We start from the raw sequence: 11,320 nt of genomic DNA, 5'->3' as shown, positions 1-11,320 counted from the left end.
CCGCGCCTATCGCTCGCTCGGCCCGAACTGCGCCATCGCCTTGCGCGCCGCCTCGGCCTGCGGACTGCCGGGGGACAGCGCGATCGTCTGGCTCCATGCCGCGCGCGCGCCGGGCTCGTCGCCGCTCGCCGCGGCGATGTTGCCCGCCTCGAGCTGCACCGACGCGTCGTCGGGCGATCGTTTGAGCGCCTCGGCGATGTCGGTGCGTGCGCGGACCAGATCCTGCTGGCGCCGCGCCAGCGTCGCCGACAACAGCCAGGCGAGCGGATCGGCGGGCACCAGCGTCAGCGCGCGGTCCAGGTCGGTACGCGCGCCTTCGGTATCGGCCGCGGCGACGCGCGCGCGGGCACGGTCGAGATAGGCCTCGCCCTGTTCCACCTGCGCCAGCCCGCCGCTCGCCAGCGCGGCGTCGAGCGCGGTCAGCGCCGCGGGCGGGCGTCCCGCCGCCAGCCAGGCATTGCCCGCCTGCGCCCAATAGCCGCCGGCGCGCGGATCGTGCGCGCCCGCCGCCTCGCGCGCGGCGTCCTCGAACGCCTGCGCCGCCGCGTCCCAGCGCTGCTGGTTCGAATAGGCGACGCCCAGGCACTGGCGCGCAAAGATGCCGCCGCCCTCGATCCGCCACAGGTTGGCGCTGCGCTCGCCCGCGGCGGGATCGCGCGTCGCCAGCGATACGCACTCGTTCAGCCGCGGCGGCGTCGGCACCAGCCCGGCGGGGGCGGCGGACGGGGGCGGCGCGGCGGGCGCCGACGCGGCGGGGCGTGCGGGCCGGGCGGGCGCGTGCTGCGCCGGGGCGACGGGTGCGGCGGCGTTGAGCAACAGGGCAAGGGCGATCATGGGTTCAGCACATCCTCGACGGCGCGGCACAGCAGCGCGATATCGGCATCGCGCGACAGCCGGTGGTCGCCATCCTTGACGAGCCAGGTCTGCACCGCGTCTGAACGGATCGCCGCGGCCAGCCGGGGGGCGAGGCTCCACGGCACCTCGGCGTCGCGCTGGCCCTGCAACAGCCGCACCGGCCCGTCAAAGGCGATCGGCGCGTCGAGCACGCGGTTGGCCTCGCCCGATTCCCAGAAAGCGCGCGTCGTCACCATCGGTGCGTCCGAATAGGGGCTGGGCACTTCCAGCCGCCCGGCCTCGCGCAGCACCGCCTTCTCGTCGGCGCTGAATCCCCAGTCGGTGAAATCGGGCGCGGCGGCGATGCCCACCATGCCGACGACGCGCTCGGGCCGCGCGCGCTGGACGAGCAGCATCAGCCACCCGCCCATCGACGATCCGACGAGCACCACCGGCCCCTTTGCCACGCGGTCGATCATGCGCAGCGCGTCGTCGCGCCAGCTCGCCAGCGTGCCGTCCTCGAAATCGCCGTCGCTCTGCCCGCATCCGGCATAGTCGAAGCGCAGAAAGGCGCGGCCGTGCGCGCGCGCCCATGCCTCCAGCGCCTGCGCCTTGCTGCCGTCCATGTCCGAGGCATAGCCGCACAGGAACATCACCGTCGGCCCCGCGCCGGGGGTGTGGCGATAGGCGAGGCTCGGCTGGCCCGGGGTTTCCAGGCGGCTGGGCGGCGGGGGAACGGTGTCGGTCATGGCGGGGGGATTAGAGCATTTCGCCGCCGGGCGGAATCACCCTGCCCGTCGTCGCGCCCGGTTCAGCGCCGGCCGCCGGGGACGGCGGCGTCGGCAAAGGTGTCGCACTTGGCCGGGTCGCCCGTCTCCAGCCCGCGGCGCAGCCACTGGACGCGCTGGGCCGAGGTGCCGTGGGTAAAGCTGTCGGGCACGACCGTCCCCTGCCCTTCGCGCTGGAGCGTGTCGTCGCCGATCGCGTTGGCGGCGCGCATCCCTTCCTCGACGTCGCCGGGCTCCAGCCGACCGCTGCGCTTGGCCCAGACGCCGGCATAGCAATCGGCCTGGAGTTCCAGCCGCACCGACAGCCGGTTGCCCTCGACCTCGCCCGCCGCCGCCTGCGCGCGCGACACGCGTTCGGAAATGCCCTCCAGCGCCTGGATATGGTGCCCCACCTCGTGCCCGACGACATAGGCGCGGGCAAAGTCGCCCGACGCGCCGAAACGCTTGTCGAGCTCCTCGAAAAAGCTGGTGTCGAGATAGACCGACTGGTCGCCGGGACAGTAGAACGGGCCGACCGCCGACGACGCGCCGCCGCACGCCGACTGGACCGAGTTGCGGAAGAAGCGGATCGTCGCGGGGCGGTAACGCTGGCCCTCGGCGGCAAAGATCTGGCCCCATACCTGTTCGGTGCTGCGCATCACGCGGCACGCGAACAGCTCGTCGGCGGTGTCGCACGCGCGGCCGGTCTCGCCCGCGGGGCGCTGCACCTGACCGCCGCCGCCCGCCGATCCGGCGATGCCGCCGTCGCCGCTCCCGCCGACGCCGCTGAACGCGACATAGGCGAGCGCGACCAGCCCCAGCAGCACGATGCCGCCGCATCCCATGCCGCGGCCGAGCAACAGCGGCAGCAGCCCCAGCAGCGGGAACCCGCCGCCGCCGCCAAAGCCGCCGCCCGATCCCATGTCGCGCGCATTCTCGGTGGGGTCGAGGTCGTCGAGCCGCATCGTCACATCCCCGCTGGCGGCCGGGAACGGGAATCGTCCGGCCGGTTCGTTGGTCGTTCGTCGTGCGCAACAAATGCCCCAGATCGGGTTGCGTTGCACGCCATCTCGTCGTCCGGGGCCGTTGCGGGGTCGGGAAAAGGTGCCGCGCCACCGCGTGCCGCCGAACGGCGTCGAATCGGCGCCGCATTGCCGCAAATGCGCACGCCGCGGCGCGCGAACGGCGGCTTTTGCACCCGAACGACAGGGTTTTGCCCGCCATTGGGGCGGCTCGCCTGCATGTGCGGATGCAAAATGGCCGATTGCCCTTCGCCGCCAGTTGCGCCACATCAGCGCCATGGCCGACGCCGATCACCGCCGTCTTCGCCGCCCGCAGGGCCTGCCGCTGCCCGACCGCGTGGCGCTCGTTCTCCAGGGTGGCGGCGCCCTTGGCAGCTATCAGGCCGGCGTGATCGAGGCGCTGGGCAATACCCAGATCGACATCGACTGGGTCGCCGGCATCTCGATCGGCGCGATCAACGCGGCGATTTTTGCCGGAAATCCGCCGGAAAGGCGGCTCGAAAGGCTGCGGGCCTTCTGGGATCAGGCCAGTTCCAGCCTGCCCGATTTCGCGGTTCCGCTCCACGATCCGATCCGCGAATTCGTCCATGAATGGTCGGCGGGCGCGGTGATGCTCACCGGCGTGCCGGGCTTTTTCCGGCCGCGGCTGGTGCCCCCCGCCTTCGCCGCGCCGGGGACGCCCGCGGCGCTCAGCTTCTACGACACCGCCCCGCTCGCCGAAACGCTCGACCGGCTGGTCGACTGGGACCTGCTCAACCACGGTCCGGTGCGGCTTTCGGTCGGTGCGGTCGATATCGCCAGCGGCAATTTCCGCTATTTCGACACCGCCGACGAGCCGCTCGACGCGCGCCACATCATGGCCTCGGGCGCGCTGCCGCCGGGGCTGCCGCCGGTCGAAATTGACGGGCGATTCTATTGGGATGGCGGGCTTGTCTCGAACACGCCGCTCACGCACGTCCTCGATCGCCAGGACGCGCCGATGCTCGTTTTCCAGGTCGACCTGTTCCCCGCCGCGGCCGAAATGCCGCGCAACCTCACCGACGTGATCGCCCGCGAAAAGGAGATCCGCTTCTCCAGCCGCACGCGCCAGATCTCGGACGAACGGCTGCGCCGCCGCCAGGATCGGCTGGCGATCCGCCGCGTGCTTGCCAAGCTGCCGCCGGAACTTGCCGACGATGCCGACGTTGCGGCGCTGCGCGCGATCGCGGCGGACTATCCGGTCAGCCTCGTCCAGCTCATCTATCGCGCCAATGCGTGGGAGGGCGGCGCACGCGATTTCGAATTCTCGGCCCGTTCGATGCGCGAGCATTGGCACGCGGGCCGTCAGGCGGTGGCGGAAACCATGGCGGGGGCGCAGTTGCTGGCGCAGAGCATCCTCGACGGGCGCACCGCTGCCTTCGACCTGACCCAGAAATAGGCCACAACCGCGTGGCGACGGCGCGCCGTCGGCCCACCCGGCACAACAGCATGGAAGGAGTTTGGCGATGTTCCTCAAAGGCAAGTCGGCGGTAATCTCGGGTTCCACCTCGGGCATCGGCCTCGCTTATGCCAAGGCGCTCGCCGCCGAAGGCGCGTCGGTGATGATCAACGGCTTCGGCGACGCCGACGCGATCGAAAAGGAACGCGCCGCACTCGAAGCCGCCAGCGGCGCCCGCGCGCTCTACGACGCGGCGGACATGACCAAGCCCGATCAGATCGCGGCGATGGTCGCACGCGCCGAGGCCGAATTCGGCGCGGTCGACATCGTCATTGCCAATGCCGGCATCCAGCACGTCGCGCCGATCGAGGAATTCCCGGTCGACAAGTGGGACGCGATCCTCGCGATCAACCTGTCGTCGACCTTCCACCTGATGCGCGCGGCGATCCCGGGCATGAAGGCGCGCAAATGGGGCCGCATCATCAGCACCGCGTCGGCGCACAGCCTCGTCGCCAGCCCTAACAAGTCGGCCTATGTCGCCGCCAAGCACGGCATTGCGGGCCTCACCAAGACCGCGGCGCTCGAAACCGCGACCTTCGGCATCACCGTCAACTGCGTCTCGCCGGGCTATGTCTGGACGCCGCTCGTCGAAAACCAGATCCCCGACACGATGAAGGCGCGCGGCCTCACGCGCGAGCAGGTGATGAACGACGTTCTGCTCGCCGCCCAGCCGACCAAGCAGTTCGTCACGCAGGAACAGGTCGCGGCGCTCGTCCTCTTCCTGTGCCGTGACGAGGCGGCGTCGATCACCGGCGCCAACTATTCGATGGACGGGGGCTGGACCGCCGCATGACGACCAGGTTCGCCGGTGCCGCGCTCGCGGCGATGCTCGTCGCCGGACTCGGCGGCTGCGCGGTGGTGCGCGATGCCACCGCCACCCGGCTCGATCCGGCGCTGCCCTGGCGCACCGTCGCGACCGAGCCCGATCGCGAGCGGCTGCGCAACTGGCGCCGCGTGTGGGACGAGGCGCTGCCCGCCGCACGCCAAGCCGATGGCGGCGCGATCGCCGCCGACGCGGCGCTGTTCGATCCCGATCGCGCGCTCGCGACCGCGCTGCCCCCCGCCGGACGCTATCGCTGCACGACCGCCAAGCTCGGCATCCACGGCACCGCGACGCGCGCTTTTCGCGTCGAGGCACCGTCGACCTGCACCGTCACCCCCGATGGTCCCGCGTTCCGACTGGTACGGGACGATGGGGCGCAGCGTTTCGCCGGCTCGCTCTATGGCGACACCGACACGCGGGCGATCTTCCTCGGCACGCTCGTGCTGGCCGACGAGACCAACGCGCTTCGCTATGGCACCGACGCGCATCGCGACATGATCGGCTATCTCGAACGCATCGGCGAGCATCGCTGGCGGCTCGTGCTGCCGCACCCCCAGTTCGAATCGATCCTCGACATCGTCGAACTGGTCCCCGCGGCCTGACCGGGCGCACCGGCCGGATCGCTCCGGCCGGATCGCTCCGGCCGGCCCCTGCGCGACCACCGGTCGCCGCAGGAAACACTGCGTTTCGATGACATCGATGGCACCAACGCGCCCGATCCTCGTTTGAGCAATCTGGAACACGCGGAGAAGATTCGTTGGCGCAGGAGCCTATCGTCGCAGTCGGCTTGCTTACCCATCGCGATCTGGACCGGCTCGGCGACGGGTTCAGGCGCTGCTTTCCCGTGTCCGACGACGGCCAGTTCGAGGATTTGCTGCGCGCGATCGACGCGGCCGACGCCGCCGTGCGGCGCCGTGGCGGCCATGCGGTGCCGGCGGACGCGCGGGAAGACACCGCCGGCGCGCTTGCGGCTTCGCGCCACGCGACGACCGGCGATCAGGGCGCGATGAAATAGGCCGGGTTCATGTGGTGCGGCAGCTTGGTCATCCGCGTCCGCAGCCTGTCGCACGCTTCCTCGGCCGCCCGCGTCGCCCCTTCGACCAGACCATAATCGTCGAACACCACGACGCCGCCGCACACCATGTGCGGCAGCAACTGGTCGAGCGCAAAGGCGGTGGGCTCATAGACGTCGAGATCGAGATGAAGGAGCGCGATGCGCAGCGCCGGATGCGCGGCGAGGAACGCCGGCAGCGTCTCGAACACATTGCCCTCGACCAGTTCGATATTCGTGAAGCCCTTGTCGGCGATCAGCCCCCCCAGGTCGGCGCGGGCGATCCCGGGACCGCCCGCCGCCTCGAACTCGGCGATGAAGCGCTGATCGGCCTCGCCGCTCACCGCCTCGCGCGGAAAGGCGCCGAACGCATCGAAACCGATGATCGGCCGCGCATCGGCGTTCTCCAGAATGCCGCGATACGATGCGAACCGCATCAGCGAGGTGCCCTTATAGACCCCCAGCTCGACGATCGCGCCCGGAAGATCGAGGATCTGCCGATATAGCTCGTAATGCGCCAGCAGCTTGGCGATGCGCGAACTGTGCCCGCGCAGGTAAAAGCTGTTCTCGACTTCGCACAGGTCGCCGGGCGGCGGCGGCACATAATGACGCATCGGTTACGGTACTCCCCCACAAGACCGGGCGGCGACGATCCCATCGCCCCCGACCCTCTCCATAGCAGGATTTTCCCGCGCGCCCCTACGTCCGGCAAAAGATTGCTACGGCCGCGTATACAGAAACCGCCGCCGCCTTGCCTCAGCCGAACGCGATCGCCGGCAGTGCGTCGCGCGCCTTTTCGGGGCGGATATAGATCGACGACAGCGTCGGCAGCGCCGCGTGGAGCGTCTTTTCGATCGTCTCGATCAGCGTCTCGGCGTCCCCCATCGCCAGCGCATCGTCGAAATCGGCGCTGATCGCGACGAAGATCCGGTCGGGGGCGGTGTGGATCGTGCGGACATGGTTGACTGCGACGATGCCCGGCTGCGCCGCCACGATCCGCCGGACGGCCTCGACCACCTCGGGATCGGCGCGCTCACCGATCAGCAGCCCCTTGGCCTCGCGCGCCAGCAGCGTCGCGACCGCGCCCAGCAGTAACCCGATCACGATCGACGCCAGCCCGTCGATGCGCGGGTCTTGCCAGGCATGGCTGGCCCATACCCCCAGCCCGGCGACGATCAGCCCGGCCAGCGCGGCGCTGTCCTCGAACAGCACGATGAACGCCGCCGGATCCTTCGAGCCGCGGATCGCTGCCCACCAGCCCGTTTCGCCCTTCGCTGCGGCGAAGGCGCGCATCGCGAGCATCCACGAACCGCCTTCCAGCAGCATGGCCACCGCCAGCACGATATAGTTGGCGAGCGGATCGCGCAGCGGTTCGGGCGCGGCGATGTGGCGATAGCCTTCATAGACCGAAACGCCGGCGCCGAGCCCGAAGATCAGGATGGCGACGACAAACGCCCAAAAATAGAGTTCGCGGCCATAACCGAACGGGTGCTCGGCGTCGGGCGCGCGCCGCGCGCGGCGCTGGCCGTGGAGCAGCAGCAGCTGGTTTCCGCTGTCGACCAGGCTGTGCACGCCTTCGGTCAGCATCGACGACGATCCGGTGATCGCCGCCGCCACGAACTTGGCGACGGCGATCCCCAGATTCGCGAGCAGCGCGGCATAGAGGACCAGGTTCGCGCGCCATCCCGACGCGGGCGCGGCAGCCATCGGCGCCTAGCGTCCGCCCGCGGTCACGTCTGCGCCGGCGCGGCGCCGCCGATCAGCCGCCAAGGCCGACCTTCGACAGCACGCGATCGACGATCCCCTTGTGCGCCGGATCGTCCGCATCCCCCTGCGCACGCCGCGCTTCCTCCGCGGCGTCATAGCCCGAACTCTCGGGCGCCTCATGGTTGTGGATGGGCTGGGTCGAGGCGGGCGGGTCCGACGCATCCATCGATTCGTCGAGCGCGCGATCGAGCCGCGCTTCCTTGTTCTCGGGGTCGCGCGCCAACCGCTCGGCAATCGAGCCGTCGGTGCCGGCATCGTGCTTGGCGGCCGCCGGACGCACGCCCTCCTGCTCGCTCTCGGGGCCGGGGGCGACCGACATCTTGTCGAGCGCCGGCTGCAACGGGTTGTTCTCCATCATCCGTCTCCTGAACAGTCTCGCTCGGTCAACGAATGGCGGCCGCACCGGTTGCGGCGGGGAGCCCGACGCAAAAGGGGCCCGGCAGTCGGTGCTGCCGGGCCCCTGTCTGTCATCTGTTCGCTCGGACGAAAGCCGCGTCGATCAGTCGCGCGAGCTGCCGAACAGGCGCAGCAGGAACAGGAACATGTTGATGAAGTCGAGATAGAGCTCCAGCGCGCCCATCACGACGGCCTTCTCCTGCTGGGCAGTGCCGCCGACATAGGCATAGACGCTCTTGATCTTCTGCGTGTCATAGGCGGTGAGCCCCGCGAACACGAGCACCCCCAGCACGCTGATGATCATGCTCATCGTGCCCGACTGGAGGAACAGGTTGACCAGCATCGCGATCAGGATGCCGACCAGGCCCATGATCAGGAAGGTGCCGAGCCCCGACAGGTCCTTCTTGGTCGTGTAGCCCCACAGGCTCAGCGCCGCGAAGCCTGCCGCGGTGCCAAAGAACACCTGCGCGATCGAGCTATCAGTATAGGCGACGAAGATCGTCGACAGCGACGCGCCGAGCAGCGCGGCATAGGCATAAAACATGCCCTTCAGCGCGGCGGCCGAGAAACGCGCCATGCCGAAGTTCATCGCCAGCACGATCCCCAGCGGCGCCAGCATCACCAGCCAGCCGACCGGGGTGGGCGCCAGCGTATAGCCGCGCGCGGTTTCGCGCAGCGCGAACAGCACGCTCATCAGGCTCTGCGACTTGCCGAACAGCATCGCGACGATGCCCGTCAGCAACACGCCCGAGAGCATGTGGTTATAGACCGAAAGCATGTACGACCGCAGACCGGCGTCGAACGATGCCGCGCGGACATCCGACTGCCCATAGGGGGCAGCGCCCGTCCGTGGATCCGACCAGTTCGCCATTATCAACTCCTTCGCCGGCCCTCCGCCGGCTTCACCGCAAATATCGGCCCGGCGGCCGTTCTTTTCAAGCAAAACCGCTTGGGGGCGGGCAACGATCCGTGGTTCAAACGGTCATGCACCGACTCTTCGTCGCGCTTCGTCCGCCCGGTCCGGTCCGCGCGCAGTTGCTGGCGCTGATGGGCGGCGTTCCGGGCGCCCGCTGGCAGGACGAGGACCAGTTGCACATCACGCTGCGTTTCATCGGCGCGGTGGAGACGCGGGTGGCCGAGGACATCGCGCTCGCGCTCTCCAACGTCCATGCCGCGCCGCTGACGCTCGCGCTCGACGGCGTCGGCAGCTTCGGCGCGCGCGGGCGTCCGAACGCGCTCTGGGCCGGCCTGCGCCCGCACGATGCGGCGGCCGAGCTGCACAAGAAGGTCGATCACGCGCTCGTCCGCGCTGGCCTCGAACCCGAACGCCGCGCCTATCTGCCGCACGTCACGCTCGCGCGGTTCAGCAGCGGCGCCGCGGCGGACGTCGACCCGTTCCTGCGCATGCATGCGGCGCTGGCAAGCGCGCCCTTCACGCTCGACCATCTGTTGCTGTTCGAAAGTCATCTCGGCCGCGAGCGCGCGCGCTACAGCGCCGTCGGGCGCTTCGCGTTGCGCGGCTGACCGATGCCCGCTTACGGCGAAACGCGCCGGGGCGGCGGCAGGACGATGGCGACCGGCCGCCCCGGAGCGCGGCCCCGACCTCGCAGGCGCGCTGCTCGCCTCCTATCTCGCCGGCCATGATCAAGTCGCTGATGGTGGCCGCGCGCGATCGCGACCGGCTTGCCGAGATTCTCCGCATCACGACCCGCTTCGGGCTCGACATGCTCGTCGCGCGCATCGGGCTCGCGGGCGAAGCACCGCCTGCGGACGCGCCGGGCGAGCAGCCCGCGGCCGGCGTCGCCGACCCGCAGCCGCGCCGCGCCCGGCTGGCGCTCGAGGCGCTCGGGCCCACCTTCGTCAAGCTCGGTCAGATCCTTGCCACGCGCGCCGATCTGCTCGGCCCCGAATGGATCGCCGAACTCGAACAGTTGCACAGCAATGCGCCGACGCTTCCCTTCGCCGCGCTGCGCGACGCGGTCGAGGCAGCGCTCGGCCAGCCGCCCGAGTCCGCCTTTGCCGGCTTCGATCCCGAACCGCTCGCGGCGGCATCGATCGCCCAGGTTCACCGCGCGACGCTCCCCGACGGGCGCGCCGTCGTGGTCAAGATCCGCCGCCCGGGCATCCGCCCGCGCATGGAGGCCGATCTGCGCCTGATCGCGCATCTCGCGCGGCTGGCGGAAGCGAGCAGTGCCGAGGCCCGCCGCTTCGCCCCCGCCGCGATGGTACGCCAGCTCGCCGAGGCGGTGCTCGCCGAACTCGATTTCCGCGCGGAAGGGCGCAATGCCGACCGGCTCCGCGCCGACTTTGCCGACGATCCGCGCGTCGTCGTGCCCGAGATCCATTGGGACTGGACGTCCGAGACGCTGCTCGTGATGGACTATATCGACGGCGTCGCGCCGCGCGATGCCGCGACGCTGCGCGCGGCGGGGATCGATCCGGCCGCCATCGCGGCGCTCGGCGCCGACATCGTCCTCGACATGGTGCTCGTCAACGGCCGCTTCCACGCCGATCCCCACCCCGGCAACCTGCTCTGCCTGCCCGGCAACCGGATCGCGCTGATCGATCTGGGCATGATCGGCCATGTCAGCCCGCGTCGCCGCGCCGAGTTCCTCCGCTTCGTCCAGGCGATCGTCACCGGCGATCCGGCGGCGCTTGCCGAAACGCTGGCGGGCTGGGCGCAGCAGCCGAGCCCCCCGCCCGAGCCCGTCCAGCGCGCCGCCGAACGACTGGTCGCCCGCCATGGCGGCACGCGGCTCGAGCTGGCGGCGCTCGTCGGCGATTTCATGCCGCTGCTGCGCGAGGAAGGGCTGACGATGCCCCCCGACCTGCTGCTCATCTTCAAGGCGATGGTGACGATCGACGGCGTGCTCGCCGGGATCGAGCCCGGCTTCGACCTGTCGGGCGCGGTGCGGCGTGCCTTTGTCCGCATCCTCGGCGCGCGGCTGTCGCCGGGCAGCTGGGGGCCGGCGGCGGGCGCGCTCGCCTGGGAAGTCGCGCGGCTCGGCGAGGACGCGCCGCGCCTGCTGCGCGCGCTCGTCCGGCGGATCGAGGCGCCCGAGCCCGCGCCGGCCCCCGCCGCCGATCCGGCGCTGCCGCGCGCGGTGACGCGGGCGGGTCAATGGATCGCGGTCGCCATCGTCGCGGCGGCGGCCATCCTTGCGGTCTTCGGCTGAGGGGTCG

13 protein-coding genes are annotated in these 11,320 nt (G+C 70.7%); 6 read left to right on the top strand and 7 right to left on the bottom strand.

Annotated elements, in window-relative coordinates; translation table 11 throughout:
* Positions 1–6: 6 nt before the first annotated feature.
* From ACT3CF_RS03720 to ypfJ, 3 genes are all read right to left on the bottom strand, one after another.
* On the bottom strand, positions 7–834 hold the full coding sequence (locus tag ACT3CF_RS03720) for a tetratricopeptide repeat protein (RefSeq protein ID WP_478420449.1): 828 nt from the start codon (positions 832–834) through the stop codon (positions 7–9).
* Positions 831–1,583 carry an alpha/beta fold hydrolase gene (locus ACT3CF_RS03715; RefSeq protein ID WP_478420448.1) on the bottom strand — a complete coding sequence of 251 codons (753 nt, stop codon included), beginning with the start codon at positions 1,581–1,583 and terminating at the stop codon, positions 831–833. The genes ACT3CF_RS03720 and ACT3CF_RS03715 overlap by 4 nt, the downstream gene beginning before the upstream one ends.
* A 62-nt stretch (positions 1,584–1,645) precedes the next feature.
* The gene (gene ypfJ / locus ACT3CF_RS03710) at positions 1,646–2,566 is read right to left on the bottom strand and encodes a KPN_02809 family neutral zinc metallopeptidase (protein WP_478420447.1); all 921 of its coding nucleotides are present in this window, start codon (positions 2,564–2,566) and stop codon (positions 1,646–1,648) included.
* Positions 2,567–2,900: 334 nt separating this feature from the next.
* On the opposite strand from ypfJ, the gene ACT3CF_RS03705 reads away from it, so the two are divergent.
* From ACT3CF_RS03705 to ACT3CF_RS03690, 4 genes are all read left to right on the top strand, one after another.
* Complete coding sequence (locus ACT3CF_RS03705; RefSeq protein WP_478420445.1) at positions 2,901–4,040, top strand: patatin-like phospholipase family protein; 1,140 nt, start codon at positions 2,901–2,903, stop codon at positions 4,038–4,040.
* A gap of 67 nt (positions 4,041–4,107) precedes the next feature.
* On the top strand, positions 4,108–4,893 hold the full coding sequence (locus ACT3CF_RS03700; RefSeq protein WP_478420443.1) for a 3-hydroxybutyrate dehydrogenase: 786 nt from the start codon (positions 4,108–4,110) through the stop codon (positions 4,891–4,893).
* Entirely contained in the window at positions 4,890–5,525 is a 636-nt protein-coding gene (locus ACT3CF_RS03695) for a DUF4893 domain-containing protein (RefSeq protein ID WP_478420442.1), read from the top strand. Before ACT3CF_RS03700 ends, ACT3CF_RS03695 begins: the two co-directional genes overlap by 4 nt.
* 242 nt (positions 5,526–5,767) lie before the next feature.
* Positions 5,768–5,938: a hypothetical protein gene (locus ACT3CF_RS03690; protein WP_478420440.1), complete on the top strand. Its 171-nt coding sequence runs from the start codon at positions 5,768–5,770 to the stop codon at positions 5,936–5,938.
* On the opposite strand, the gene ACT3CF_RS03685 is transcribed toward ACT3CF_RS03690, so the two are convergent.
* From ACT3CF_RS03685 to ACT3CF_RS03670, 4 genes are all read right to left on the bottom strand, one after another.
* Positions 5,920–6,588: a TylF/MycF/NovP-related O-methyltransferase gene (locus ACT3CF_RS03685; protein WP_478420439.1), complete on the bottom strand. Its 669-nt coding sequence runs from the start codon at positions 6,586–6,588 to the stop codon at positions 5,920–5,922. The two genes, ACT3CF_RS03690 and ACT3CF_RS03685, sit on opposite strands and share 19 nt — an antisense overlap.
* Before the next feature lie 142 nt (positions 6,589–6,730).
* The gene (locus ACT3CF_RS03680) at positions 6,731–7,681 is read right to left on the bottom strand and encodes a cation diffusion facilitator family transporter (RefSeq protein WP_478420438.1); all 951 of its coding nucleotides are present in this window, start codon (positions 7,679–7,681) and stop codon (positions 6,731–6,733) included.
* Positions 7,682–7,733: 52 nt separating this feature from the next.
* Positions 7,734–8,099, bottom strand: coding sequence for a hypothetical protein (locus ACT3CF_RS03675; RefSeq protein WP_478420436.1), 366 nt, complete (start codon positions 8,097–8,099; stop codon positions 7,734–7,736).
* A gap of 141 nt (positions 8,100–8,240) precedes the next feature.
* The gene (locus ACT3CF_RS03670; protein ID WP_478420434.1) at positions 8,241–9,008 is read right to left on the bottom strand and encodes a Bax inhibitor-1/YccA family protein; all 768 of its coding nucleotides are present in this window, start codon (positions 9,006–9,008) and stop codon (positions 8,241–8,243) included.
* 113 nt (positions 9,009–9,121) lie between these two features.
* Between ACT3CF_RS03670 and thpR the strand changes: the two genes are divergently transcribed.
* Positions 9,122–9,661, top strand: coding sequence for an RNA 2',3'-cyclic phosphodiesterase (thpR, locus tag ACT3CF_RS03665; RefSeq protein ID WP_478420433.1), 540 nt, complete (start codon positions 9,122–9,124; stop codon positions 9,659–9,661).
* Positions 9,662–9,777: 116 nt separating this feature from the next.
* Positions 9,778–11,313, top strand: coding sequence for an ABC1 kinase family protein (locus ACT3CF_RS03660; RefSeq protein WP_478420432.1), 1,536 nt, complete (start codon positions 9,778–9,780; stop codon positions 11,311–11,313).
* The last annotated feature ends 7 nt before the right edge of the window (positions 11,314–11,320 follow it).

It is taken from the genome of Sphingomonas chlorellae (assembly GCF_056485145.1).
Note: the sequence above shows the minus strand (reverse complement) of the source record. Positions and strands in the feature narration are given on the sequence as shown.

Bases quoted from the DNA above. Each gene is read 5' to 3' on its own strand.
- ACT3CF_RS03700 (WP_478420443.1), top strand. From the start codon at position 4,108: ATGTTCCTCAAAGGCAAGTCGGCGGTAATCTCGGGTTCCACCTCGGGC.
- ACT3CF_RS03715 (WP_478420448.1), bottom strand. From the start codon at position 1,583: ATGACCGACACCGTTCCCCCGCCGCCCAGCCGCCTGGAAACCCCGGGC.
- ACT3CF_RS03670 (WP_478420434.1), bottom strand. From the start codon at position 9,008: ATGGCGAACTGGTCGGATCCACGGACGGGCGCTGCCCCCTATGGGCAG.
- ypfJ (WP_478420447.1), bottom strand. From the start codon at position 2,566: ATGCGGCTCGACGACCTCGACCCCACCGAGAATGCGCGCGACATGGGA.
- ACT3CF_RS03685 (WP_478420439.1), bottom strand. From the start codon at position 6,588: ATGCGTCATTATGTGCCGCCGCCGCCCGGCGACCTGTGCGAAGTCGAG.
- ACT3CF_RS03660 (WP_478420432.1), top strand. From the start codon at position 9,778: ATGATCAAGTCGCTGATGGTGGCCGCGCGCGATCGCGACCGGCTTGCC.
- ACT3CF_RS03720 (WP_478420449.1), bottom strand. From the start codon at position 834: ATGATCGCCCTTGCCCTGTTGCTCAACGCCGCCGCACCCGTCGCCCCG.
- ACT3CF_RS03695 (WP_478420442.1), top strand. From the start codon at position 4,890: ATGACGACCAGGTTCGCCGGTGCCGCGCTCGCGGCGATGCTCGTCGCC.
- ACT3CF_RS03705 (WP_478420445.1), top strand. From the start codon at position 2,901: ATGGCCGACGCCGATCACCGCCGTCTTCGCCGCCCGCAGGGCCTGCCG.
- ACT3CF_RS03680 (WP_478420438.1), bottom strand. From the start codon at position 7,681: ATGGCTGCCGCGCCCGCGTCGGGATGGCGCGCGAACCTGGTCCTCTAT.
- ACT3CF_RS03675 (WP_478420436.1), bottom strand. From the start codon at position 8,099: ATGATGGAGAACAACCCGTTGCAGCCGGCGCTCGACAAGATGTCGGTC.
- thpR (WP_478420433.1), top strand. From the start codon at position 9,122: ATGCACCGACTCTTCGTCGCGCTTCGTCCGCCCGGTCCGGTCCGCGCG.